This window comes from Geodermatophilus sp. SYSU D00525 (assembly GCF_054050475.1).
Window position 1 is genome coordinate 17625 of the sequence record NZ_JBJGZK010000012.1, and the last position, 24684, is coordinate 42308.

The window sequence follows — 24684 nt, forward strand, 5'->3', positions numbered from 1 at the left end:
CCGGACGTCCGGCGGCACGGGCCGGACCTGCGATCCTGGGGGCGGTGGCCCCGGTCGCCACCCGTCCCCTCACCCGGAAAGGGAGTCGAGCGCGCCCGTGACCGTGACCCTCGCGGACCTCCGGTCCCGGCTGGCCGCGCTGACCCTCGACGACGAGCACCGGCTCGGCCGCCGGCTCGAGGGCCTGCGCCGCACCCGCGACGAGGCCGCGCGCGCACGGGCCCTCGACAAGGTCGCCGCCGACGTCGCCGCCGCCGAGGAGCGCATCGCCCGCCGGCGGGCCGCCGTCCCGGCGGTCAGCTATCCCGAGCAGCTGCCGGTCAGCGCCCGGCGCGACGACATCGCCGCCGCGCTGCGCGAGCACCAGGTCGTCGTCGTCGCCGGGGAGACCGGCTCGGGCAAGACCACCCAGCTGCCCAAGATCGCCCTCGAGCTCGGCCGCGGCGTGCGCGGGCGGATCGGGCACACCCAGCCGCGGCGGATCGCCGCGCGCACGGTGGCCGAGCGGATCGCCGAGGAGCTCGGCACGCCGCTGGGTGGTGCGGTCGGGTGGAAGGTGCGGTTCACCGACCAGGTCGGCGACGGCACGCTGGTCAAGCTCATGACCGACGGCGTGCTGCTGGCCGAGATCGCCCACGACCGGCTGCTGCGCCAGTACGACACGATCATCGTCGACGAGGCGCACGAGCGGAGCCTCAACATCGACTTCCTGCTGGGCTACCTCGCCCAGCTGCTGCCGCGCCGGCCCGACCTCAAGGTCGTCATCACCTCGGCCACCATCGACGTCGACCGGATCGCCAAGCACTTCTCCGTCGACGGTGCCGAGGTGCCCGTCGTCGAGGTCAGCGGCCGCACCTACCCGGTCGAGGTCCGCTACCGGCCCGTCGTCGACCCCGACGACCCGGACGCCGACCCCGACCGCGACCAGGTCAGCGCCATCGGCGACGCCGTCGGGGAGCTGGTCGCGGAGGGTCCGGGCGACGTCCTGGTCTTCCTCGCCGGTGAGCGCGAGATCCGCGACACCGCCGACGCGCTGGCCGAGCGCTTCCCCGGCGTCGAGGTGCTGCCGCTCTACTCCCGGCTGTCGGCCGCCGACCAGCACCGGGTGTTCCAGCCGCACACGGGCCGCCGGGTCGTGCTGGCCACCAACGTCGCCGAGACGTCGCTGACCGTGCCCGGCATCCGCTACGTCGTCGACCCCGGCACCGCGCGCATCTCCCGCTACAGCGCACGGACGAAGGTGCAGCGGCTGCCGATCGAGCCGATCAGCCAGGCCTCGGCGCGGCAGCGCTCGGGCCGCTGCGGCCGCGTCGCCGAGGGCATCGCGATCCGGCTGTACACCGAGGACGACTTCGACGGCCGGCCGGAGTACACCGACCCGGAGATCCTCCGGACCAGCCTCGCCTCGGTGCTGCTGCAGATGGCCGCGCTCGACCTCGGCGCCGTCGAGGACTTCCCGTTCGTGGACCCGCCGGACCGGCGCGCGGTCGCCGACGGCCGCGCCCTGCTCGAGGAGCTCGGCGCCCTCGACGCCGAGGGCCGGCTCACCCCCACCGGGCGGGCGCTCGCGCAGCTCCCGCTGGACCCGCGGCTGGGCCGGATGGTCGTCGAGGCCGACCGGCGCGGCGTGCTGGAGGAGGTGCTCGTCATCGCCGCGGGTCTGACCATCCAGGACCCCCGCGAGCGGCCCGCCGAGCACCAGCAGGCCGCCGACCAGGTGCACGCCCGGTTCGCCGACGAGCACTCCGACTTCCTCACGCTGCTCAACCTCTGGCGGTACCTGACCGAGCAGCAGGAGGCGCTGTCGGGCAGCGCGTTCCGCCGCACGGTCAAGCGTGAGTTCCTCCACTACCTGCGCATCCGCGAGTGGCAGGACCTGCACGGCCAGCTCCGCAGCACCGCCCGCCGCCTCGGCATGACCCCCGGCTCGCTCGCCGCCGAGCCCGACGAGCGCGGCATCACCACCGCCCTGCTGTCCGGACTGCTGTCGCAGATCGGCCTGCAGGTGGAGGAGAGCCATGCGCGCGCGAGAGGCGGAAGGGGGCGGGGGCGCGAGTACCTGGGCGCCCGCGGCGCCCGGTTCGTCATCGCCCCCGGCACCCCGCTGGCGAAGAAGCCGCCGCGCTGGGTCGTGGCCGCCGAGCTGGTGGAGACCAGCCGGCTGTTCGCCCGCACCGTGGCCCGCGTCGACCCCGACGACGTCGAGCGGCTGGCCGGCCACCTGGTCCGGCGCGAGTACTCCGAGCCCCGGTGGGACACCAGGCGCGGCTCCGTCGTGGCCACCGAGCGGGTCACCCTCTACGGCATCCCGCTCGTGGTCGGCCGGCGGGTGCAGTACGGCTCGATCGACCCGGTGGTCTCCCGCGAGCTGTTCATCCGGCACGCCCTCGTCCAGGGCGAGTGGACGACGCACCACCGCTTCTGGGCCGACAACCAGCGGGCGCTCGAGCGGGTCGCCGAGCTGGAGGAGCGGGCCCGCCGCCGGGACATCCGGGTCGACGACGAGACGCTGTTCGAGCTCTACGACGCCCGCATCCCCGCCGAGGTCGTCTCCACCCGGCACTTCGACCGCTGGTGGAAGCAGGCCCGCCGCGAGACGCCGGACCTGCTCACCCTCACGCCGGAGGTGCTCACCGACGCGGCCGCGGCCGGGCAGGTGGACCCCGCGGACTTCCCCGACGAGGTGCCGCTGACGCAGGGGCTGACCCTGCCGCTGTCCTACGCCTTCGCCCCCGGCGCGCCGGAGGACGGCGTCACCGTCGACGTCCCGCTGGCGGTGCTCGACACCGTCGCCGAGCGGACCTCGGGGGAGTCGCTGGCCTTCACCGTCCCCGGCCTGCGCGAGGAGCTGGTGACGGCGCTGCTGCGGACGCTGCCCAAGCAGCTGCGCCGGGCGCTGGTGCCGATCCCCGACCGGGTCCGCGAGGTGCTGCCGCGCATCAGCCCGGCCGAGCCGCTGCTGCCGGCGCTGGAGCGCGAGCTGCGCCGGTCCGCGGCCGTCGTCGTCCCGCCGGACGCCTGGCGCCCGGCCGAGGTGCCCGCGCACCTGCGCGCCACCTTCCGCGTGCTCGACGACGAGCAGAGGCCGCTGGCCACCGGCAAGGACCTGCAGGCGCTGCGCCGCGAGGTGGCCCCGGCCGGCCGGGCGAGCCTGGCCCGCGCCGCCTCCGACCTGGAGCGCACCGGGCTGACCGCCTGGACGATCGGCGAGCTGCCGCACACCGTCGAGGTGCGCCGCGGCGGGCACGTGGTCACCGCGTACCCGGCGCTGGTCGACGAGGGGGCGACGGTCGGCGTCCGGGTGGTGGCCACGGAGGCCGAGGCCGGACGGCTGACCTGGCGCGGCGCCCGGCGGCTGCTCGTGCTGGTGGCCGGCTCGCCCACCCGGCAGGTGGTCAAGGGGCTCTCCCCGACGAGCCGGCTCGCCCTGCAGTTCAACCCCGACGGCGAGATCCCCGCGCTGGTCGACGACTGCGTCGACGCCGCGGCCGACGAGCTGGTCGCCGGCGCCGGCGGGCCGCCCCCCGACGAGGCCGCCTTCACCGCCCTGGTGGCGACGGCGCGGCAGCAGCTGCTGCCGCTCACCCAGGACGCCGTCCGCCGGGTCGAGGCGGTGCTCACCCAGGCGCGCGAGGTCGCCGTCGCGATCGGCGCGGCGCCCGGGCGCCGGGTGCCCGAGGCCGCCGTCGCCGACCTGCGCCGCCAGATGACCGGGCTGCTGCACCGCGGGTTCGTGGCCGACGCCGGCCGGCGGCGGCTGCCCGACCTGGTGCGCTACCTCAGGGGGATGGCGCTGCGGCTGGAGAAGCTCCCGGCCAACGCGGTGCGCGACACCCTGTGGACGGAGCAGGTCGCCGCGGTGACCGCCGAGTACGAGCAGCTGCGCCGCGAGGTGCCGCCCACCGGCGGCCCCGACGACCCGGTCGCCCGCATCCGGTGGATGGTCGAGGAGCTGCGCGTGGGCCTGTTCGCCCAGCAGCTCGGCACGCCCCGGCCGATCTCCGAGCAGCGCGTCTACAAGGCCATCGACGCCCTGACCGCCTAGGCCGGAGGGGTCTCGCGGCCGTCGTCCCGGGCGGGCTGCTCGCGGAGCAGGGCCGAGATGCGCTGGCGGGTGACGCCGAACATCGCGGCGATCCGGTTGATGCTCACCTGCTCGGCCTGCAGGGCGCGGGCCTGCGCGCGGCGCCAGACCGACCCGGCGCCGGCCAGGGCTCCGAGGACGGTGGTGATCCGCTCGACGACCAGCGGGCGGGACTCCTCGGTGACGATGGCGAGCCAGCTGTCCCCCGCGCGGCGCTGGGTGAGCAGCTGCTGGGCGCGGGTCCGGGCGTCCTGCAGCTCGGCCGCGCACCGGTCGATCTCCCGGACCAGCTCCTCCAGGGCCGCGACCGCGTCGTCCCCCGGTGCCGACGTGGCGGTCCCCGACGGTCCTGTGGTCACCGGGAGCCTCCTGACGTGCCGGCGGGCCCCTGCCCGCGATCGGTTGGGCGCGATCCTACTGAACGGCCGTTGCGTGCAACGGGTGTGACGCGCAACGGCCCTTGCACGCAACGGCGGTTGCCAGGGGAGACCGGTCCTGGGACGGTGGCCGCGACCCGATGACGCACAACCGGCCCGCCCCGGACGGCCGGTCACCAGGGGGCGAGATGTCGGCACCCACCGCACGGGTGGACCTGCCACCGGAGCCGCGCAGCGTCCCCACTGCCCGGCACGTGGCCCGCGAGACGCTGCGCACCTGGCGGGTGCCCCAGGACGCCGACGACGTCGCCCTCCTCGTGACCGAGCTGGTGGCCGACGTCGTCGACCACGTGGGCGGGGAGAGCGTGCTGTCCCTGGAGCTCGAGTACTCCGACGGCTGGTTGCGCATCGCGGTGTCCGACGGCTCGGGCACCCGTCCCGTCGTCGGCGAGCTGCGCGGCGACCGGCCCCGCGGCCGCGGCATGCAGATCGTCGACGCCATCGCCGACTCCTGGGGCGTGGAGGACGTCGACGGCGGCGAGCGCGTCCGGTTCGTGCTCGGGAGGTGACCGGGGCCGGAGTTTGACCGCGGGGCCCGCCGGGGAGGGCTGGAGGGACCGAAGCCGTTTCGACGGAGGAGATGGGATGAGCGAGCCCACCAGCCACACCGAGGCCGCGGGCGAGGGCCTGTCCGACGAGGAGATGGCGCAGACCGTCGCCGACCAGACCGACAGCGCCTCGGGGCACGCGTACAAGGCCGGCAAGGACTGGGACGGCGACGCCAGCCAGGCGCCCGCGCCCCCGGACACCGACGCCTGAGCTGACAGACTCCTCCCGCCCGGTGTGCGCCGGGCGGGAGGTGCTGTGACGACGACGTCCCGGCGGCCGGCCCGGCCCGCTCCCGGCTCCCCGGCCGCACCCGCCCCGGCGCGCCTGCTGCGCCCGGCCCGCACGGCCACCCGCTACGCGCTGGGCCACGGCCTGCCGGCCCTCTACCTCGCGCGCGCCGCCCGCCGGGGTGACCCGGTCGCCCGGCTGCTGCGCGACCCGGCGTCCCGCGAGGACCCCTACGGCCTCTACGACCGGCTGCGCGCCCGCGGCCCGCTGTCCGGCAGCGCACTGGGCCCGGTCACCGCCTCGCACCCCGTCGCTGCCGCGGTGCTGCGCTCGGACGCGGCCGGCGTGGGCTGGGACCGGTCGCAGGCGCCGGCCCCCGTCCGGTGGGCGCTGCGGTTCGCCGACGAGCTCGACGCCACCGGCGTGGCCGAGCCGCCGTCCATGCTGGTCACCGACCCGCCCGACCACACCCGCTTCCGCCGGCTGGTCAGCCGCGCCTTCACCCCGCGCGCCACGCTGGCCTCCGGGCCGATGGTGCGGCGCACCGCCGAGGCGCTGCTGGACCGGCTCGCCGGCCGCGACGACGTCGTCGACCTGGTCGGCGCCTACGCCGCGCAGCTGCCGGTGCTGGTCATCGCCGACCTGCTCGCCGTCCCCGCCGACCGCCGCGGGGACTTCCTGCGCTGGGGCGCCGCCGCGGCCGCCACCCTCGACCCCGGCCTGCCGCTGCGCCGCTACCTGGCCGCCGAGCGCGCGCTGCGCGCCATGCACGCCTTCCTCCGCGGGCATGTCGCGCGGCTGCGCGCCGATCCCGGGGAGGACCTGGTCAGCCGGCTGGTCACCCTCCCCGACGACGAGGCGCTCACCGAGCGCGAGCTGCACGCCACGGTGATGCTGCTGCTCGGCGCCGGGTTCGAGACCACGGTCAACCTGCTCGGCAACGCCGTCGTGCTGCTCGACGCCCACCGCGACCAGTGGGACGCCCTGCGGGAGGACCCGGCGGGCTGGGACGGCGCGGTGGAGGAGGTGCTCCGCCACGACAGCCCGGTCCAGCTCACCGGCCGCGTCGTCACGCGGGACACCGAGGTCGCGGGCACGCCCCTGCCGGCCGGCACGCGGGTGACCCTGCTGCTCGGCGCGGCCAACCGGGACCCGGCGGTGTTCGCCGATCCCGCCCGCTTCGACGTCACCCGGGCCAACGCCCGCGAGCACCTGGCCTTCTCCGGCGGGATCCACTACTGCCTGGGCGCGGGCCTGGCCCGGCTGGAGGGCGTCGTCGGCCTGCGGACGCTCACCGAGCGGTTCCCGCGGCTGCGGGTGGCCGGCCGCCCCGTCCGCCGCGACCTGCAGACGCTGCGCGGCTTCGAGACGCTCCCCGTCAGACTGCGGTGAGGGCCTCTCCGTCCGGGCCGGTGGCCCCCTCGCAGGGGCCGGCAGCGAGCCTGCGGGGGGGGGCTTCAGCGGTGCGGCGGGAGCATCCCGGCGCCGACGGTGGCGTTGGTGGCCTCGTCGACGAGGATAAACCGGCCGGTGACCCGGTTGCTGTTGTAGTCGTCGACGAACAGCGGCTGCGTGGTGCGCAGCTTGACCCGGCCGATGTCGTTGAGGCCGAGCTCGGTGGCCTCGAGGTCGCGGTGCAGCGTGTTGACGTCGAGCCGGTAGGTCAGCTCCTTGACCATCGCGCGCACCGTGCGGGTGGTGTGCTTGACCGCCAGCCGCTGCCGCGGCCGCAGCGGCTCCTCGGCCATCCAGCACACCAGCGCGTCGAGGTCCTGGGTCACCTGCGGCACGTTGCCCGGCCGGCAGACCAGGTCGCCGCGGGAGACGTCGACGTCGTCGGCCAGGCGCACGGTCACCGACATGGGCGGGAACGCCTCGGCGACCGGGCCGCGCGGGCCGTCGATGCCCGCGATCGTGGTGGTCAGGCCGCTGGGCAGCACCTGCACCTCGTCGCCGGGGCGGAGCACGCCGCTGGCCACGGTGCCGGCGTAGCCGCGGTAGTCGTGGTGGGCGTCGGACTGCGGCCGGATCACGTACTGGACCGGGAAGCGGGTGTCGACGAGGTTGCGGTCGCCGGCCACGTGCACGTGCTCGAGGTGGTGCAGCAGCGACGGCCCGCCGTACCAGGGCGTGTTCTCCGACCGGGTCACCACGTTGTCGCCGTGCAGCGCCGAGATCGGGACGACGGTCAGGTCGTGGATCGACAGCTTCGTCGCGAACGCGGTGAACTCGTCGCGGATGCGCTCGTAGACGTCCTCGGACCAGTCGACGAGGTCCATCTTGTTGACCGCGACGACCAGGTGCGGCACCCGCAGCAGCGAGGCGAGGAAGGCGTGCCGGCGGCTCTGCTCGACCAGGCCCTTGCGGGCGTCGACCAGCACGATCGCCAGGTCCGCCGTCGAGGCGCCGGTGACCATGTTCCGCGTGTACTGCACGTGGCCGGGGGTGTCGGCCAGGATGAACGTCCGCCGGGGGGTGCTGAAGTACCGGTAGGCGACGTCGATGGTGATGCCCTGCTCGCGCTCGGCGCGCAGGCCGTCGGTGAGCAGCGCGAGGTCGACGTAGTCGCCCTTGCTGGCCCGCTCGATCGCCGCGTACTGGTCCTCGAACACGGCCTTGCTGTCGTAGAGCAGCCGGCCGATCAGCGTGCTCTTGCCGTCGTCGACCGAGCCGGCGGTGGCGATGCGGAGGATGTCCTTGCGCGCCGTCGCGATCTCGGCCGCCTGCTCGGCGGCGGGGGAGTGGACGTCGACCGGGGACTGCTCGGGCATGGCCCCCATCGTCCCAGCCACGGCACGGGGGCCCGCGATCGGGGACGCTGGTGTGAGCGGGACCACCCGGGCCCGCGGGGAGGGGCGGCCGTGGGCGGCTTCGTGTTCCTCGTCCCGGTGCTGCTGGTCGTCGTCGCGGGGTACGCGCTCGGCTACGTCGTCGCGGAGGCGCTCGGCGTCGCGCAGCCGGAGGCGGTGGGGTGGCCGGCGGGCCTGCTGCTGCTCGCCGTCACGGTCGTCGTCCTGCTCCGCCACCGCCGCCGGCGCCGGGCTAGAAGTAGCCCTCCTTCTTCCGGTCCTCCATCGCCGCGTCGCTGACCTTGTCGTCGCCGCGGGTGGCGCCGCGCTCGGTCATCCGGGTCACCGCGACCTCGGCGATGACCTCCTCCACCGTGCGCGCCTCCGAGCGCACCGCCGCGGTCAGGTTGGCGTCGCCGACGGTCCGGTAGCGCACCGTCTCGCGGAACACCCGCTCGCCCTCGCGCGGGCGGACGAACTCGTTGACCGCGTAGAGCATCCCCTGCCGCTCGACGACCTCCCGCTCCTGCGCCAGGTACAGCGGCGGGATCTCGATGTCCTCCCGGGCGACGTACTGCCAGATGTCGAGCTCGGTCCAGTTCGACAGCGGGAACACCCGGATCGACTCGCCCAGGTGGATGCGGCCGTTGAAGAGGTCCCACAGCTCCGGCCGCTGGTTCTTCGGGTCCCACTGGCCGAACTCGTCGCGGAAGGAGAACACCCGCTCCTTGGCCCGCGCCTTGTCCTCGTCGCGCCGGGCACCGCCGAACAGCGCGGTGAAGCCGTGCTCCTCCACCGCCTCGAGCAGCACCGGCGTCTGGATCCGGTTGCGCGAGCCGTTGGGCTCCTCGCGGACCAGGCCGCGGGCCATCGCGTCGGGCACCGAGGCCACGACGAGTTCCACGCCCAGCTCGGCCACCCGCTTGTCCCGGAACTCGAGGACGTCGGGGAAGTTCAGGCCGGTGTCCACGTGCATCACGGGGAACGGGATCCGCGCCGGCGCGAACGCCTTGCGGGCCAGCTCCAGCATGACGATGGAGTCCTTGCCGCCGGAGAACAGCAGCACCGGCCGCTCGAGCTCCGCGGCGACCTCGCGGATCACGTGGACGGACTCCGCCTCGAGCGTCTCCAGCTGGGTCAGGCGGTAGTCGGGTGTGGTCACGTGCGCGGACTCCGGGATCGACGACGACGGCCTCGGACCAGCACCAACCGCACCGGCCCAGGGGGGATTCCCGTACCCAGTGTCCGCCATCGGGTCGGCGGGCCCGCGCTCACCCCGGGCGGACGGCGGCGAGCAGGTCCGCGGCCAGCTCGGGGCGGCACACCAGCAGGTCGGGCAGCGAGGGGTCGGGCTCGTTGTAGCGCAGCGGCGACCCGTCCAGCCGGACCGCGGTCAGCCCCGCGGCCAGCGCGACGGCGACCGGCGCCGCCGAGTCCCACTGGTACATCCCGCCGGCGTGCACGTAGGCGTCGACCTCGCCGCGGACCACCGCGGTCACCTTGAACCCGGCCGACCCCAGCGGCACGAGCTCGCCGCCGACCGCCACCGCGGCCGCGTCGGCCTGCGCCGGCGGCCGGGTCCGGCTCACCGCGATCCGCGGCGCGCGGGCCACCGGCGGCGGCAGCGCCGGCGCCGGGTCGGTCACCAGCACCTCCCCGACGGCGGGCAGCGCGACGGCGCCGGCGGCCAGCGTCCCGCGGACCCACAGCGCCACGTGGACGGCGAAGTCGGACCGTTCCGTCTCGCCGTACTCCCGGGTGCCGTCGAGCGGGTCGACGATCCACACCCGGCCGGCCTCCAGCCGGCTGCGGTCGTCGGCCGCCTCCTCGCTGAAGACGACGTCGTCGGGGCGCTCGGCGGCGAGGACGGCGGTGATCGCCTCCTGGGCCGCGGCGTCGCCGGCGTCGCCGAGGGCACGCCCGGTCAGCCCCCCGACGCGCAGCCCGGTCAGCACGTCCGCGGCCGCCCGCGCGGCGGCCGCGGCGACCTCGACGTCCCTCACTCCGCGCGTCCCGGGGCGGTGGCGTCGGTGGGGCGCGAGGGCGGGGCGTGCCGGCCGGAGGCGTCGGTGACCCGCGCGAAGTACTCGGCCCGCAGGTCCTCCCGCGGCAGCACGAACACCGCCCGCGCCTCGACCAGCGGCCGGTCCGGCGCCCCGGCGAGCGCGATCGTGCCGGTGACGACCGACTTGCGGCCGCCGGCCTCGGTCACCCGGCCGCGGCAGACGACCGGGGTGTCCAGCGGCACCGGCCGCCGGTAGTCCAGCTCGAGCCGGGCGGTCATGCCCCACAGCCCGGCGCGGATCGTCGCCGCGCCCAGCACCTGGTCCATCACCAGGCTGCTCATCCCGCCGTGCAGGAAGCCGGGCGGCCCCTCGTAGGCCAGGCCGAAGGACACCTCCCCGACGACGCCGCCGGGCTCCTCGCGCAGCCGCAGCGGCGGGGCGAAGGCGCTGCCGACCCCGGCCACCGGGTTGTAGACGCGCCGGAACCGCACCGGGTCGTCCAGCGCCGGCAGCTGCCCCGGCGGGCGGACCGCGGCGGTGAGCCGGCCGGTGGCGGTCCGCACCACCGCGGCGACCTCCTGCAGGTCCGCGGCGGGGACGGCGGTGCGCACCGAGGCGTCGACCAGGCCGCGCAGGGCGTCGCCCAGGTCGGCGACCGCGGCCATCAGCGCGGCGTCGTGGGGGGCTCCTCCGCTGTCAGTGCTCACCGGCGGACGGTAGCCCCGCGGGCTCGGCGGGCTGCCCGGGGGGACCGTCGGGCGCGGGCCCGGGCGCCGCGCCGGGAGCGCCGCCCGGGACGCCGGGCAGCTCGGGGCCGGAGCGGGGGAGCCGGACGGTGAAGGCCGCGCCCCGGCCGGGCGCGGTGTCCAGGGAGACGTCCCCGCCGTGCGCGGCGACCAGCGCCGCCACGATCGACAGGCCCAGCCCGGTGCCGCCGGCCACGCGGCTGCGCGAGGCGTCCGCCCGGTAGAAGCGCTCGAACACCCGGGCGGCGTCCTGGGGCGCCATGCCGGGGCCCTCGTCGGCCACCCGCAGCACCACCCGGTCCCCGCCGTCGCTGGTGTCCTCGCCGATCGAGACGGTCACCTGCGCGGTCTCCGGCGTGTGCACCAGCGCGTTGGTCACCAGGTTGCCCACCACCTGGCGCAGCCGCGCCTCGTCGCCGAGGACCACCGGCACCTCGGTGAGGGAGTCGTCCAGGTGCAGGCTGATCGGGCGGTCCGGCTGCAGGACCCGCGCGTCCTGGACGGCGTCGCCGGCGACCTCGGCCAGGTCGACCGGCGCGATGGACAGCGGCCGCTGCTGGTCCAGCCGGGCCAGCTGCAGCAGGTCCTCGACCAGCACGCCCATCCGGCCGCCCTCGCTCTCGATGCGCTGCATCAGCCGGGCGGTCTCCTCCGGGCTGGTGACGGCGCCCTGCCGGTAGAGCTCGGCGAACCCGCGGATGGAGGTCAGCGGCGTCCGCAGCTCGTGGCTGGCGTCGGCGACGAACCGGCGCATCCGCTCCTCGGACGCGCGGGCCTGCTCCTCGGAGGCCTTCTGTGCGCGGAACGCGCTCTCGATGCGGGCGAGCATGCCGTTGAGCGCCTGGGACAGCCGGCCGACCTCGGTGCGGCTGTCGCCCGGCGCCACCCGCTGCGACAGGTCGCCGGCGGCGATGGCCTGCGCGGTGCGCTCCACCTCGGCCAGGGGGCGCAGGCTGCTGCGCACCAGCCAGTACCCGGTCACGCCGAGGGCGACCAGCACCACCAGCCCGACGACGATCTCGATGGACACCAGCCGCGCGATCACCCGGTCGTCGCGGTCGAGGTCCCCGCCGACGACGAGCACCAGCCCGCCGCGCAGCTCCGCGGCCGTGACCCGCCAGGCCGTGTCGCCGTCGCCGGAGACCACCGTCTGCGCGAGCGGCCGGCCGGGGCCCGCCTCCGGGGGCGGGCCGCCGGGAGCCGCGGCGCGGGCCGCGATCGCGGCGGCGTCCTCGGCGTCGAGGGCGGGCAGGTCGTCCTCGTCGTCCGGGCCGGAGAGCACCACCGGCTCCTCGTCCCCGGGGATCACGCAGGCCACGTAGTTGTCGGGGGCCAGGTAGCGCTGGCGGCTGCCGAACAGGCAGTCGGTGAGGTAGTCCTGGGAGCCGGCCGTGTCGCGCAGCGTGCTCACCAGCTGCTGGTCCAGCTGGGCCACCAGGTAGCGCTTGAGCAGCGACGTCGCGGCCACCCCGGTGGCGACCAGCGCGAGGGTCACCAGGACCAGCAGCACCGCGACGAGCGTGATCCGCAGCGGCACCCGCGGGAGGCGGGGGCCGCTGCGGAGCGCCGCTCCGGGAGCAGGACCGGGGGGAGTGCTCACGCGCCGCGGGGCAGGCGCAGGGTGTAGCCCACCCCGCGGATGGTGTGCAGCAGGCGCGGCTCGGTGGTGTCCACCTTGCGCCGCAGGTAGGAGATGTAGGACTCGACGACGTTGGCCTCGCCGTTGAAGTCGTAGTTCCACACGTGGTCCAGGATCTGCGCCTTCGACAGCACCCGCCCGGCGTTGGCCATGAGGTAGCGCAGCAGCTTGAACTCGGTGGGGGACAGGCTCACCACCTGGCCGGCCTTGACCACCTCGTGCGACTCCTCGTCGAGCTCGATGTCGGCGAAGGTGAGCCGGCTGGTCGCGGCGGCCCGCTGCTGGCCGGCGCTGCGGCGCAGCACCGCCCGGATGCGCGCGAGCACCTCGTCGAGGCTGAACGGCTTGGTCACGTAGTCGTCGCCGCCGAGGGTCAGCCCGGAGACCTTGTCCTCGGCGGCGTCCCGCGCGGTGAGGAACAGCACCGGCGTGTGCCGGCCGCTCTCCCGCAGCCGGCGGACGACGCCGAAGCCGTCCAGGCCGGGCATCATCACGTCGAGCACCAGCAGGTCGGGGCGGAAGGTGGAGGCCACGGCCAGCGCCTGCTGGCCGTCGGACGCCGTCGCCACCTCGAACCCGGCGTAGCGCAGGCTGGCCGAGAGCAGCTCGCGGATGTTCGGCTCGTCGTCGACCACCAGGAGGCGGGCCTCCGGGGCGGCGGGTCGAGCGGTGCGGGCTCCCGTCACGACAACTCCCGTCGGACGCCTGGCTGCTGTCGTCATGCCCCGAGGCTCTGCCGCGGAACTGCAGTACCCCTGGACGCTACCTGTGAGTTCCCTGGGGGCGGCCCCGCTAGCCCGCGGGCGCCATCGCGCGGCCGCGCCGCCAGTAGCCGATCGCGTGGTGCTGGGCGCGGGTGAGTCCCCAGCGGCCGCGCAGGTCGGCGCGCACCGCCCGGACGGCGGCCGACTCGGCGGCCACCCACGCGAAGACGTCGTCACCGGCCGGGCGCTCGGTCGCGGCCACGGCGTCGGCGAGCAGGGTGCTCTCGCCCGGCGGCGTGCCGCCGCGGTGCAGCCAGCGCACCTCCACGCCGGCCGGCGCGGCCAGCGGCTGCTCCTCCTCCGACCCGGCGACCTCCAGCAGCGCCGTCCCGACGGTGTCCGGGCCGGCCGCGGCCAGGATGCGGCTGATCGCCGGCAGCGCCGTCTCGTCGCCGGCCAGCAGCAGCGTGCCGGCCGGGCGGTCGCCCAGCGGGCCGCTGCCGGCCACGCCCAGCAGGGCGCCGGGAGCCGCCGCGCCCGCCCAGGCGGCGGCCGGACCGTCGCCGTGCAGCACGAAGTCGACGTCCACCTCGCCACGGCCGGGGTCCTGGCGGCGGGCGGTGTAGCTGCGCAGGCTGACGCCGTGTGCCCCGGTCGGCCACACGATCCGGCCGTCCCGGGCGACCGCCGGCCACCGCGGCTCCCGGTCGCCCACGCGGGGCACCAGCAGGTTGACCGTGGGGCCGGCCGCGGCGACCGCGTCGGGCGTCCCCGAGAGCACGACCCGGCGCACCGACGGGGTCACGTCGGTGACGGAAGTGACGGTGAGGACGTCGACGGGGCGGGGGCTGCCCGGCAGGTGGTCCCCGTCAGCGGGAGCGGGCGGGCCGGCGGGATCGGTCACGCCGGCGAGCGTAGGGACCGGGCGGGGAACGGGGCCGACCCGGCCGACCCCGGGGGAATGGGGTCGACCGGGCCGGCGATCGAGGACGGCTCACCTCACCGAGCGTGACCGCTGCTCGACTCTCAGCAGGAGGTTCGCTCGACCGGTCTCCGTCACCGGACACGCTACGTGAGCGCGGTGGTCCTGCCACCGCACGAGCGGGTGACGCCGGCGCTCCGGAGGGTGATGTGCGTCGCTCCCGGTGCCGATGTGTGTGCGCTCCGGACGCCGGGCACGGGGGAAGGACGACCCGACGACACGGAGGTCCGAGATGGCCGACGACTTCACGAAGGGTGACCACGTCACCTGGAACAGCCACGGCAGCAAGGCCGAGGGGACCGTCACCCGGAAGATCACCGAGGAGACGGAGGCCGGCGGCCGGAAGGTGAAGGCCAGCTCGGACGACCCCCAGTACGAGGTCGAGAGCGACAAGAGCGGCAAGACGGCGGTGCACAAGCCCTCCGCGCTCGAGGAGAAGTAGCCACAGGAAGGAAGCGGTCGTGAGCGATATGGACGACGGGTTCGCTGGTGTGTCGTCGCGCAGCAACAAGCACAACCCGCGGGTCGACGAGGAGCTCGAGCACGAGATCCAGGGGATGCTGAAGGCCGAGCGGGCCACCCGGGCCGAGGAGTTCCGGGAGGTCGAGCCGGTCGCCGAGGGCGAGCCGGACATCGCCGCTGACCCCGCGGGCACCCTCGTCGGCGGCGTCCCCGTCGGGATGACCGAGGACGCCGTGGTCGCCCGTGCGGAGCTGGCGCGCTGGCTGGTGCGGGCCGACTTCCCCAACGACGGTCCCGGGCTGGTGGAGGCCGCACTGGACCACCGGGCGACCGACGCCGTCGTCGACGAGCTTCGCCGGCTGCCCGAGGGTCAGACCTACGAGCGCATCGGCGACGTCGCCCGCGCCCTGGGGTACCCGACCGAGACCTGACCGGCGGGACGTGCGGGACGAGGGGGCTCAGGAGCCGGTGCGCTCCTGGGCCCCCTCGCCGTTCTCGTCCTCGGCGATCTCGTCGCGGCCGCGCCGGCGGAACAGCTTGGAGCCGGGGAAGCCCTTCACCACCTCACGGATGTCCTGCATCGTGTCGACCAGGTCGTGGACGTCGCTGCCGACGTCGCCCAGCGACTCCAGCACCGGCAGCATCGTCTCGTCGAGGTGCGTGACGAGCTCCGGCAGCCGGTCGACCAGCCGGACCAGCGCCTCCACCTCGTGCGGGTCCAGCGTCTCGGCCAGCCGCCGCACCGACGGCGCCAGCCGCGTCAGCGGCTCCTCGTAGCCGGCCAGGAGCGGGTCGATCCGCCCGACCAGCCCCTCGGCGGCCGCGACGGCGCCGTCCGCCCGCCCGAGCGTGCCCTCGGCGCGGTCGACCGCGCCCTCGGCCCGCCCGACGGCGCCCTGCGCCCGCTCGATGGTGGTGCCCACGGCCGCGATGGCGTCGTCGGCCCGCTGCTGGGTGCCGCCGACCGCCTCGATCGCGCGGTCGGCGCGGGCCTGCGTGCCCTCGACGGCGCCGATCGCGGCGTCGGCGCGGGACTGGGTCTGCTCGACGGCGCCGATCACGGCGTCCGCGCGGCGCTGGGTGCCCTCGACTGCGCCGATCGCGGCGTCGGCCTTCCGCTGCGTGCCGCCGACCGCGGTGATCGCGGCGTCGGCCTTCCGCTGCGTGCCGCCGACCGCGGTGATCGCGGCGTCGGCCGCCTGCAGCGTCGACCCCGCGCCGGCGACCAGCTCGTCGGCGCGCTGCCGGGTGGAGTCCAGGGCGGTCACCGCGCCGTCGGCCCGGCCGACCAGGCCCTCCGCGCGGTCCACGACGGCGTCGACGCGGTCCAGCAGCCCCTCGAGCCGCCCGACCGCCGCGGCCACCCGGGGCACGAGGGCGAGCGCCTCGGCGACGCCGTCACGCAGGCTCTCGACGGCGGAGAAGACGTCGGAGGGACCGGGGATCGAGGGCAGCCGCACGCGCCGACGCTACGTCCGCGCGCCGGGCGCCGCCCGTCCGCCGACCGCCGCTCCCTCGTTCGTGGCCTGCGCAAACGCGACCCGCCCGGCGGGTCACGCCGCGTGCAACCGGTCGACGGCCGCTTCCGCCCGTATCGTTGAGTACTGCCGCGCGTGCGGTGTGCGACGGCACGGGCCACGACGATGGGATCGACAGCGGTGCGGGACGAGCGGGGGGACGACCGGGCCGCGCGCGGTGACGCGCCGGGGCCGGTGACCGTCGAGCAGTTGCTCGCCCGCCAGGGCGGGGCCACCGGCCGCCGCGCCGCGCGCCGCACCGGCGAGGTGCCCATCCCGCTCGAGCCCGGTGAGTCGCTGCCCCCGCACCGCGGGCCGAAGCCGCCCGTACCCGGAGCGGCCGCCGCGTCCTCAGCGGCCGCGCCCGAGGAGCCCCGTCGCGGGCTGCCCCCGGTCCCCGCCGCGCCGGCCGGCGTCCAGCACTCCCGTCCGGTCCCGCCGCTGCCCGGCACCCCGCCGAGGGGCGTCCAGCGCCCCGCCTCGGTGACGCCGCCGGCCGGCGTGCAGCACTCCCGCCCGGTCCCGCCGCTGCCGGGGACGCCCGTGGGCGTCCACCACTCGGCGCCCGTCCCGCCGCTGCCCGGCACGCCGCCGGCCGGCGTCCAGTACTCCCGCCCGGTGCCGCCGCTTCCCGGCCGCCCCGCGCACCCGCCGATCCCCGGCCTCGACGGCCCGGCGGTGTCCGGCGCCGGGAGCACCCGCCGGCCCGCGGCCCCGCGCCCGCCGCGCAGCCCCGGCCGCCGCCGGCTGGTCCGCGCCGCCGTGGTCCTCGGCGTGCTGATCGGTCTCGTGGTCGGCTACCACGCCGGCCTCTACGCCTACGTCGACCGCAGCATCGCCCGCGTCGCCGCTCTCGCCCCCGAGGGGCCGGAGGTGATCGCCCCGCAGCTGCAGGACGGGTCGACCACCTACCTCGTGGTCGGCACCGACCTCCCCGGTACCGCCGGGCCGGCCTCGGTCACCACGCTGCTCGTGCACGTCGCCGCGGACGAGCAGCGCGCCGTCCTGGTCAGCGTCCCCCCGACGGCGTGGGTCGACACCCCCGCCTGCCGGACCGACGACGGCGCCGCCCGCGAGCCCGTCTCCGAGGCGTTCGCCGCGTCGCTGCTGGCCGGCGGGCCCGCGTGCATGGTCCGCGCGGTGCAGCAGCTGTCCGGGCTGCGCGTCGACCACTACCTCGCCGTCGACCTCGGCCGCCTCCCGGCGATGGTCGACGCCGTCGGCGGGGTCAGCGTCTGCCTGCCCACCGCCGGTCCCGCCGGCGCCGCCTCCGCCGCGCCGCTGCCGGCCGGCACGTCGGAGCTGACCGGGGTGCAGGTCGGCCGCTACCTGGCGCCCGGTGACGCCGGCTCCGACGTCACCGGGGTCGCCGCGGCCGAGCGCACGCAGCTGCTGCTGTCGGCCACGCTGCGCTCGGCGATGACCGTCGGGACGCTGACCGACACCTACGACCTCACCAGGTTCCTCACGCGGTCCGCCGACGCGCTCACCGTCGACGAGCAGACGACGCTCGGCGACCTCCGCACGCTGGCCTCGGCGCTGGGCGACCTCGAGGGCGACGCCGTCCAGCGGGCGAGCCTGCCGGTGGCGCAGGTCGGCTACGTGCCCGCCGGCAGCGACCAGGCCTACGTGCTGCTCGACGGCGCGGCCACCCGCGCGCTGTTCGACGACGTCATCGAGGACAGCACCGTGCCCGCCGAGCTGGCCGCCCCGGTCGCCGCGGCGGCGACCGCTCCCGCGGACCCGGCCGCGGCGGCCGCCGGCACCCCGGCGGCCGACCCCGCCGCGGGGGCCACCGGTGCCGAGCAGCCCGCCGCGAGCCCGGCCGCCCAGCCGCTGACCGTGGCGCCGGCCGCCGTGACCGTCGACGTCCTCAACGGCACCGCCACTACCGGGCTGGCCTCGACCGTGGCGGACCTGCTGCGCCGGCAGGGCTTCGCCGTGGGCCAGGTCGGCAACGAGCGCGGCACGGTCAACCAGACCGTCGTCCGGCACGGCCCCGGGGTGGTCGAGCAGGCGCGCACCGTGGCCGCCGCCGTCCCCGGCGCGGTCCTGCAGCCCAGCGACGCCATCGGCGACACCGTGCAGCTGGTCCTCGGCCCGGGTTACACCGGCGTCGTCCCGGTGCAGGTGGCCCCCGCCCCGGCGCCCGCCGCGGTCGCCGCGCCGGCGCCGGAGACGTCCGCGGCGCCCGCCACGACGGCTGCCCCCGCCACGCCCGTCAGCTGCTGACCGGGGCGCCCCGCCGGGCGGGACCCCGGGCAGTCGCTCGTGCTCTGCCCCGTCCCACGGGGCAGAGCACGAGCGAGGGCCGAAGGAGTGGCCGTGGGCGGACTCGTGCTCTGTCCGCTTCGGGGGCAGAGCAGGAGCGGGCGCAGGGCCGGATCCGGCTGCCGAACGGCCGCGGGCCCGGTCAGCAGCTGACCGGGCCCGTGGACGGAGCAGGGAGCGTCACCCGAAGCGGCCGGAGATGTAGTCCTCGGTCGCCTTCTGGTCGGGGTTGCTGAAGATCTTCTCGGTCGGGTTGAACTCGATCAGCCGGCCGGGCTGACCCACGCCGTTGAGGTTGAAGAAGCCGGTGGACTGGCTCACCCGCGCCGCCTGCTGCATGTTGTGCGTGACGATCACGATGGTGAACCGCTCCTTGAGCTCGGTCATCAGGTCCTCGATGGCCAGCGTGGAGATCGGGTCCAGGGCGGAGCAGGGCTCGTCCATGAGCAGCACGTCGGGCTCGACGGCGATCGCCCGGGCGATGCACAGCCGCTGCTGCTGACCGCCCGACAGGCCCGATCCGGGACGGCCCAGCCGGTCCTTGACCTCGTCCCACAGGTTGGCGCCGCGCAGCGAGCGCTCGACCAGCTCGTCGGTCTCGGACTTCTTCATCCGCTTGTTGTTGAGCCGGTTGCCGGCGATGACGTTGTCGTAGATCGACATCGTCGGGAACGGGTTGGGCCGCTGGAAGACCATGCCGATCTGCCGGCGGACGTCGACCGGGTCGGTGTCGGCGCCGTAGAGGTCCTGGCCGTCCATGACGACCTTGCCCTCGACGCGGGCGCCGGGGATGACCTCGTGCATGCGGTTGAGCGAGCGCAGGAAGGTCGACTTCCCGCAGCCCGACGGCCCGATCAGCGCGGTGATGCTGCGCGGCTCGATGGAGACGTTCACGCCCTCCACGGCGAGGAAGTTGCCGTAGTAGATGTTGAGGTCGGAGACCTCGATGCGCTTGGCCACGGGGGGATCCTCCGGGTCGGGGGGTCGGTCAGCGACCGGTCTTGGGGGCGAAGAAACGGCTGATCAGGCGGGCCACGACGTTGAGGACCATCACCAGGATGATGAGGACGAGTGCCGCCGTCCAGGCCCGGTCGAGGAACGCCTGGGTGTCGGTACCCGGCTGCGTGAGCTGGTAGTAGGCGAACACCGGGAGCGTCGCCATCCGCCCGTCGAACGGGTTCAGGTTGGTGCCGGTGATCAGGCCGACGGTGATGAGCAGCGGCGCGGTCTCGCCCACGACGCGGGCCACGGCGAGGGTGATGCCGGTGCCGAGGCCGGCGACGGCGGTCGGCAGGACGACCTTCATGATCGTCCGCCACTTGGGCACGCCCAGGGCGTAGCTGGCCTCGCGCAGCTCGTTGGGGACGAGCTTGAGGACCTCCTCGCAGGAGCGGACGACGACCGGGATCATGAGCACCGAGAGGGCCGCGGACCCCATGAGGCCGAGCCGGACGTCGTTGCCGAACAGCAGCGTGAACAGGGCGAAGGCGAACAGGCCGGCGACGATCGACGGGATGCCGGTCATGACGTCGACGAAGAAGGTGATCGCCCGCTTCAACCGGCCGGTGCCGTACTCGACGAGGTAGATGGCGGTCAGCAGGCCGATCGGCACCGAGATCACCGCGGTGATGGCGGTGATGATCAGCGTGCCGAGGATGGCGTGGTAGGCGCCGCCGCCCTCACCCACGACCCGGTACATCGAGTTGGTGAAGAACATGGCGTCGAAGCGGGCCAGGCCCTTCTCGAGCACCGTGTAGACCAGCGACACCAGCGGGATCATCGCGATCGCGAAGGCCGTGGTCACCAGCGAGGTGACCAGCCGGTCGCTGGCCTTGCGCCGTCCCTCGACCACCCGGGACCCGACGTACACCGCCAGCGTGCCCAGGACCGCACCGTAGATCACCGTCAAGGCGATGCTGAACCCGGTGAGCGCCGACAGGAGCGCCCCGACGGCGATGCCGGCCGCGTAGAGCCCGAGCGGGGCGAACCGGGGGAGGCGGGAGCGGCGCGGGACCGGGCCGGACGGGTCCGGGGCGACCTGCAGCGTCGACTGCGTGGAGGTGCTCATCAGTTGGCTCCGGAGAAGTCGGCGCGCCGGTTGACGATCCAGCGGGCGAGCATGTTGACCGCGAGGGTGATGACGAACAGCACCAGGCCGCTGGCGATCAGGGTGTTGATCCCCAGGCCGGTGGCCTCGGGGAAGCTCAGGGCGATGTTGGACGCGATCGTCGAGGGGTTCGAGCTGCTGATCAGGTTGAGCGTGGCGCCGGCGCCGCCCGACAGCACGATGGCGACTGCCATGGTCTCGCCGAGCGCGCGGCCCAGCCCCAGCATCGCCCCGGCGATGACGCCGGACTTGCCGTAGGGCAGCACCGCCATCTTGATCATCTCCCAGCGCGTCGCGCCGAGGGCGAGCGCGGCCTCGCGGTGCAGGGCCGGGGCCTGGCTGAAGACCTCGCGGGAGATGGCCGAGATGATCGGCAGGATCATGACCGCGAGCACCAGGCCGACGGTGAACATCGTGCGGCCGCTGGCGGAGGCCGGGCCGGCGAAGATCGGGAGCCAGCCCAGGTCGTCGGCGGCCCACTGGTGGAACGGGACCAGGGCCGGCGCGAGGACCGCGAGCCCCCAGAAGCCGTAGACGACGCTGGGGATGGCCGCGAGCAGGTCGATCACGTAGCCGAGGCCGGCCGCGATCCGGCGGGGCGCGTAGTAGGTGACGAAGAGCGCGATGCCCACGGCGAGCGGCGTGGCCACGACCAGCGCGAGGACGGCGCCGAGCAGGGTCCCGACGATGAGCGGGGCGATGTAGGAGCCGAGGCCCTCGCCACCGGGGATGTCCGCCGCCGGCGCGGTGAGGGCGGGGATCGCCTCGCTGATGAGGAAGACGGCCACGCCGGCGAGCACCAGCAGGATGAAGATGCCGGAGCTCTTGGCGCTGCCGGCGAAGATGCGGTCCCCCGCCCGGCGCACGACGCGCTGCTGCGACGGGGGTGGGGTCGGGGCCTTCGTGGCGGTCACCGTTGCTCCGAGGTCGATCGGTGGTGCGGGGAGCCCGTCTCCGGGCGGGGCGGTGGCCCGGGGCGTCAGCGACGCCCCGGGCCACCGTTGATGGTGCTCCGGTCAGCCGGCGGTGATCGCGTCCACCGCGGTCTGGGCCTGCTCGCGCAGGGTGTCGGAGATCGGCGCGTTGCCGGCGTTGTCGGCCGCGGCCTGCTGGCCGTCCTCGCTGATCACGTAGGACATGAAGGCCTTGACGTTGTCGGCGGTCGCCTGGTCGTCGTACTGGACGCAGCCCACGTGGTAGCTGACCAGGACGACCGGGTACTCGCCGGTGCCCTCGGTCTGCCGGTTGAGCTCGATGGCGAAGTCGTACTGGCCGCGGCCCTCCACGGCCGGGGAGTTCTCGACGACGGCCGCGGCGGCCTCGGCCGACGGGGCGACGAACTCCTCGCCGACGGCGACGCTGGCGACACCCAGGTCACCGGCGCGGCTGGCGTCGGCGTAGGTGACGGCGCCGGCCGTGCTCTCGACGACGCCGATGACGCCGGAGGTGCCGCTGGCGGCCTCGCCACCGGGCAGCGGCCACACGCCGTCGGGTTCCGAGGTCCACACGTCACCGGCGGTCTGGAACAGGTAGTCGGTGAAGTTGTCCGTGGTGCCCGAGTCGTCGGCGCGGTGCACGGGGGTGATCGCCGTGTCGGGCAGCTGGGCGTCCGGGTTGGCCTCGGCGATCGCCGGGTCGTTCCAGGTGGTGATCTGGCCGGTGAAGATGCGGGCGATCACGTCGGGCGTGAGGTCGAGCGAGTCGACGCCCTCGAGGTTGAAGACGACCGCGATCGGCGAGATGTAGTTCGGCAGCTCGAAGACCTCGCCGCCGCCGCAGCGCTCCTGCGCGGCGGCCAGCTCCTCGTCGTCCAGCGCGGCGTCGGAGCCGGCGAAGTCGGCCCGGCCCTCGATGAACTGCTCGCGGCCCGCGCCGGAGCCGGCCGGGTCGTAGCTGAACTGGACGTCGGGGTACTCGCCCTCGAAGCCGGCCTGCCAGGCCTCCATGGCCGCCTGCTGGCTGCTGGCGCCGGCGCCGACGAGGTCGCCGCTGAGCTCGGCGGCGCTCGCGCCGCTGCCGCTGTCGCTGCCGCCCGAGGAGCTGTCCGACTCGTTGGCGGCCCCGCACGCGGCGAGCGTGAGGGTGCTGGCCAGCGCCGTGCTGAGGACGACGGCGCGCGACCGGGTGCTGAGCTTCAAGCCAGTGCCTTTCCGGAGGTGCCCGGACCTCGTTGCCGGGCAGGGGAGGACCAACGGAACGGGACGGTAGGCAGCGCAGGTGGCCGGTCCCGGGTCGCTCGATGAACGCCCGGTGAACGCCGGTGGAGCCTTTCCCGACCGGGTGAGGACGACGTCACGTCCGGCAGGTGAACCAGGGCGATTCGGGTGGCGGCGGACACGTCCGGTGCGGCACAAAGGGACGTTTGCGCCTCGTATCCCGGACTCAGGGGAGGCGCCGCCAGGAGACGTCGACGGCGTACCGCGTGAAGCCGGTGCGCCCGTAGAGCGTGACCGCCGCGGTGTTGTCCTCCTCGGTGTAGAGGAGCACCTCGTCCAGGCCGCGGGCGCGCAGGTGCGCCAGGCCGCGCCCGGTCAGCGCCCGGCCCAGCCCGAGCCCCTGGGCGTCGGGGTCGATGCCCAGCACGTACACCTCGCCGACGGCGTCCGGGCCGGCGTCACCGGGCGGGTGCACCTTCGTCCAGTGCGCGCCGAGCAGCGTGCCGCCGGCGTCGGGGTCGCCGCGCCAGGCGAGCAGGAAGCCGGCCGGGTCGAACCAGGGCTCGGCCTCGCGCAGCCGCAGGTCCTCCGGCGTCCAGGCGCCCTGCTCGGGGTGGGCGGCGAAGGCCCGCGCGTTCAGGCGCAGCCAGGCCGCCTCGTCCCGGCCGGGGCGGAAGGCGGCCACCGACACGTCCGGCGGCAGCGGGGCGGGCGCGTCCAGGTCGGCGTCGGTGAGCGGGCGGCGCATCTGCAGCAGCACCCGGGCCCGGGTGTAGCCGCGGGCGGCGGCCAGCGCGGTGGCGGCCGGCAGGTCGCCGTGCGCCCAGACCCGCAGCGGCCGGCCGGCGGCGAGCTCCTCGAGCCGGGTCAGCAGCGCGCCGCCCACCCCGCGCTCCCGGGCCGCGGGCGCGACGACGAGCTCGCCCTCGGCGTCCCCGCTGCCGTCGCCGAGCTCGAGCCGGGCGTAGCCGGTGAGCGCGCCGCCGTCGTCGGTGGCGACGACGTCCCGGCCGCCGGGCGGGCCGCCGTGCTGCAGCCGCAGCTCGGCCTCCTCCGACAGCGGCCGCACGCCGTCGGCCACCGCGGCCGCCCGCAGCAGCGCGAGGACGGCAGCGGTCCGCGCGGGGTCGAGCCCGGCGGAGTCGGAGACGGCAGCGGCGCTCAGAGCAGCGGGGCGGTGGTGGGGGAGGCGTCGGCCACCGTGTTCGCCGACCGCTCGGCCTCGGCGCGGGCGGCCGCGGCGGTCGCGTCGGCCACCTGCTGGTCGAGCTTGTAGCCGACGTTGCGGACGGTGCCGATCAGCGCCTCGTGCTCGGTGCCGAGCTTGGCGCGCAGCCGCCGCACGTGGACGTCGACCGTGCGGGTGCCGCCGAAGTAGTCGTAGCCCCAGATCTCCTGCAGCAGCTGCGCGCGGGAGAACACCCGGCCGGGGTGCTGGGCGAGGTACTTGAGGAGCTCGAACTCCTTGTAGGTGAGGTCGAGCGGGCGGCCGCGCAGCTTCGCCGAGTAGCTGTGCTCGTCGATGACCAGCTCGCCGGCCTGGGTGACGCCGCCGTCGGCGCCGTCGGCCGGGGTGGTCGCGGCGAGCCGGCGGGCGGTGGCCCACTTCAGCCGCGCGTCGACCTCGGCCGGGCCGGCGGTGTCGAGCAGGACGTCGTCGACGCCCCAGTCGGCCGAGAGCGCGACCAGCCCGCCCTCGGAGAGGACCGCGACCAGGGCGGAGGCCACCCCGGTCGAGGACAGCAGGCTGCACAGCGTGCGGGCCTGGATGAGGTCGTGGCGGGCGTCGACGAGCACGACGTCGCCGGAGTCGCCGTCGAGCAGGCTCGACAGCTCGGGGGCCACGACGCGGACCTGGTGGCCGAGCAGCCCCAGCGCGGGCAGCACCTCGGTCGTGGCCTGACGCGCCGCGGTCATGAGCACGAGTCGCATGTCGTCTCCTCGGGGAGGGCGTCGACGGCGCTGTCGAACCGAGACCGCAGGATAGCCGACGTGCGTCCCGTCCCC

Annotated in this window: 23 protein-coding genes; 8 read left to right on the forward strand and 15 right to left on the reverse strand. The window is 75.7% G+C overall.

The features are described 5' to 3' along the window. Positions 1 to 97: 97 nt before the first annotated feature. On the forward strand, positions 98 to 4045 hold the full coding sequence (gene hrpA, locus ACI796_RS12325; protein WP_456941524.1) for an ATP-dependent RNA helicase HrpA: 3948 nt from the start codon (positions 98 to 100) through the stop codon (positions 4043 to 4045). Here the strand turns inward: hrpA and ACI796_RS12330 are convergent. Next, positions 4042 to 4443: a hypothetical protein gene (locus ACI796_RS12330; protein WP_456941525.1), complete on the reverse strand. Its 402-nt coding sequence runs from the start codon at positions 4441 to 4443 to the stop codon at positions 4042 to 4044. The two genes, hrpA and ACI796_RS12330, sit on opposite strands and share 4 nt — an antisense overlap. Positions 4444 to 4670: 227 nt before the next feature. On the opposite strand from ACI796_RS12330, the gene ACI796_RS12335 reads away from it, so the two are divergent. The 3 genes from ACI796_RS12335 to ACI796_RS12345 all read left to right on the forward strand — a co-directional run bounded on the left by ACI796_RS12335 (position 4671) and on the right by ACI796_RS12345 (position 6690). Next, positions 4671 to 5030, forward strand: a complete 360-nt coding sequence (locus ACI796_RS12335) for an ATP-binding protein (RefSeq protein ID WP_456941526.1) — start codon at positions 4671 to 4673, stop codon at positions 5028 to 5030. A 76-nt stretch (positions 5031 to 5106) separates the two neighbouring features. Continuing rightward, the gene (locus ACI796_RS12340) at positions 5107 to 5280 is read left to right on the forward strand and encodes a hypothetical protein (protein WP_456941527.1); all 174 of its coding nucleotides are present in this window, start codon (positions 5107 to 5109) and stop codon (positions 5278 to 5280) included. A 45-nt stretch (positions 5281 to 5325) separates the two neighbouring features. Further along, positions 5326 to 6690 (forward strand): cytochrome P450, encoded by a 1365-nt coding sequence (locus ACI796_RS12345; RefSeq protein WP_456941528.1) that lies wholly within the window; start codon positions 5326 to 5328, stop codon positions 6688 to 6690. A 65-nt stretch (positions 6691 to 6755) separates the two neighbouring features. Here the strand turns inward: ACI796_RS12345 and ACI796_RS12350 are convergent, their stop codons facing one another. After that, a complete protein-coding gene (locus tag ACI796_RS12350) occupies positions 6756 to 8069 on the reverse strand; it encodes a sulfate adenylyltransferase subunit 1 (RefSeq protein WP_456941529.1) in 1314 nt (437 codons plus the stop codon). Positions 8070 to 8159: 90 nt separating this feature from the next. Here ACI796_RS12350 and ACI796_RS12355 point away from each other — a divergent pair, with 90 nt between their 5' ends. Beyond that, entirely contained in the window at positions 8160 to 8387 is a 228-nt protein-coding gene (locus tag ACI796_RS12355; RefSeq protein WP_456941530.1) for a hypothetical protein, read from the forward strand. Here the strand turns inward: ACI796_RS12355 and cysD are convergent. The 6 genes from cysD to ACI796_RS12385 form a co-directional block, all read right to left on the reverse strand. Then, entirely contained in the window at positions 8341 to 9249 is a 909-nt protein-coding gene (gene cysD / locus ACI796_RS12360; RefSeq protein ID WP_456941531.1) for a sulfate adenylyltransferase subunit CysD, read from the reverse strand. The two genes, ACI796_RS12355 and cysD, sit on opposite strands and share 47 nt — an antisense overlap. Positions 9250 to 9358: 109 nt before the next feature. After that, on the reverse strand, positions 9359 to 10090 hold the full coding sequence (locus ACI796_RS12365) for an inositol monophosphatase family protein (RefSeq protein WP_456941532.1): 732 nt from the start codon (positions 10088 to 10090) through the stop codon (positions 9359 to 9361). Next, complete coding sequence (locus ACI796_RS12370) at positions 10087 to 10800, reverse strand: PaaI family thioesterase (RefSeq protein ID WP_456941533.1); 714 nt, start codon at positions 10798 to 10800, stop codon at positions 10087 to 10089. The genes ACI796_RS12365 and ACI796_RS12370 overlap by 4 nt, the downstream gene beginning before the upstream one ends. Continuing rightward, on the reverse strand, positions 10790 to 12376 hold the full coding sequence (locus ACI796_RS12375; RefSeq protein WP_456941534.1) for a sensor histidine kinase: 1587 nt from the start codon (positions 12374 to 12376) through the stop codon (positions 10790 to 10792). The genes ACI796_RS12370 and ACI796_RS12375 overlap by 11 nt, the downstream gene beginning before the upstream one ends. A gap of 59 nt (positions 12377 to 12435) precedes the next feature. Further along, the gene (locus ACI796_RS12380) at positions 12436 to 13164 is read right to left on the reverse strand and encodes a response regulator transcription factor (RefSeq protein WP_456941535.1); all 729 of its coding nucleotides are present in this window, start codon (positions 13162 to 13164) and stop codon (positions 12436 to 12438) included. A gap of 106 nt (positions 13165 to 13270) precedes the next feature. After that, entirely contained in the window at positions 13271 to 14086 is an 816-nt protein-coding gene (locus tag ACI796_RS12385) for a siderophore-interacting protein (RefSeq protein ID WP_456941536.1), read from the reverse strand. Positions 14087 to 14396: 310 nt separating this feature from the next. Between ACI796_RS12385 and ACI796_RS12390 the strand changes: the two genes are divergently transcribed. Together ACI796_RS12390 and ACI796_RS12395 are read left to right on the forward strand one after the other, a co-directional pair. Next, on the forward strand, positions 14397 to 14606 hold the full coding sequence (locus tag ACI796_RS12390; protein WP_456941537.1) for a DUF2945 domain-containing protein: 210 nt from the start codon (positions 14397 to 14399) through the stop codon (positions 14604 to 14606). Positions 14607 to 14634: 28 nt separating this feature from the next. Then, positions 14635 to 15057: a DUF2795 domain-containing protein gene (locus ACI796_RS12395; protein WP_456941634.1), complete on the forward strand. Its 423-nt coding sequence runs from the start codon at positions 14635 to 14637 to the stop codon at positions 15055 to 15057. Between the two features lie 27 nt (positions 15058 to 15084). Here ACI796_RS12395 and ACI796_RS12400 read toward each other — a convergent pair whose 3' ends face one another. Next, positions 15085 to 16086 carry a hypothetical protein gene (locus ACI796_RS12400; RefSeq protein WP_456941538.1) on the reverse strand — a complete coding sequence of 334 codons (1002 nt, stop codon included), beginning with the start codon at positions 16084 to 16086 and terminating at the stop codon, positions 15085 to 15087. Positions 16087 to 16284: 198 nt separating this feature from the next. Between ACI796_RS12400 and ACI796_RS12405 the strand changes: the two genes are divergently transcribed. Then, positions 16285 to 18375, forward strand: a complete 2091-nt coding sequence (locus ACI796_RS12405; RefSeq protein WP_456941539.1) for an LCP family protein — start codon at positions 16285 to 16287, stop codon at positions 18373 to 18375. A 219-nt stretch (positions 18376 to 18594) separates the two neighbouring features. On the opposite strand, the gene pstB is transcribed toward ACI796_RS12405, so the two are convergent. The 6 genes from pstB to ACI796_RS12435 form a co-directional block, all read right to left on the reverse strand. After that, on the reverse strand, positions 18595 to 19374 hold the full coding sequence (gene pstB / locus ACI796_RS12410) for a phosphate ABC transporter ATP-binding protein PstB (protein WP_456927567.1): 780 nt from the start codon (positions 19372 to 19374) through the stop codon (positions 18595 to 18597). A gap of 28 nt (positions 19375 to 19402) precedes the next feature. Then, positions 19403 to 20482, reverse strand: a complete 1080-nt coding sequence (pstA, locus tag ACI796_RS12415; RefSeq protein ID WP_456941540.1) for a phosphate ABC transporter permease PstA — start codon at positions 20480 to 20482, stop codon at positions 19403 to 19405. Further along, positions 20482 to 21435, reverse strand: coding sequence for a phosphate ABC transporter permease subunit PstC (pstC, locus tag ACI796_RS12420; protein WP_456941541.1), 954 nt, complete (start codon positions 21433 to 21435; stop codon positions 20482 to 20484). Before pstC ends, pstA begins: the two co-directional genes overlap by 1 nt. Before the next feature lie 102 nt (positions 21436 to 21537). Beyond that, complete coding sequence (pstS, locus tag ACI796_RS12425; RefSeq protein WP_456941542.1) at positions 21538 to 22659, reverse strand: phosphate ABC transporter substrate-binding protein PstS; 1122 nt, start codon at positions 22657 to 22659, stop codon at positions 21538 to 21540. Between the two features lie 244 nt (positions 22660 to 22903). Then, positions 22904 to 23842, reverse strand: coding sequence for a mycothiol synthase (gene mshD / locus ACI796_RS12430; protein WP_456941635.1), 939 nt, complete (start codon positions 23840 to 23842; stop codon positions 22904 to 22906). Beyond that, positions 23839 to 24609, reverse strand: a complete 771-nt coding sequence (locus ACI796_RS12435; protein ID WP_456927571.1) for a winged helix-turn-helix transcriptional regulator — start codon at positions 24607 to 24609, stop codon at positions 23839 to 23841. Before ACI796_RS12435 ends, mshD begins: the two co-directional genes overlap by 4 nt. Positions 24610 to 24684: the final 75 nt, after the last annotated feature.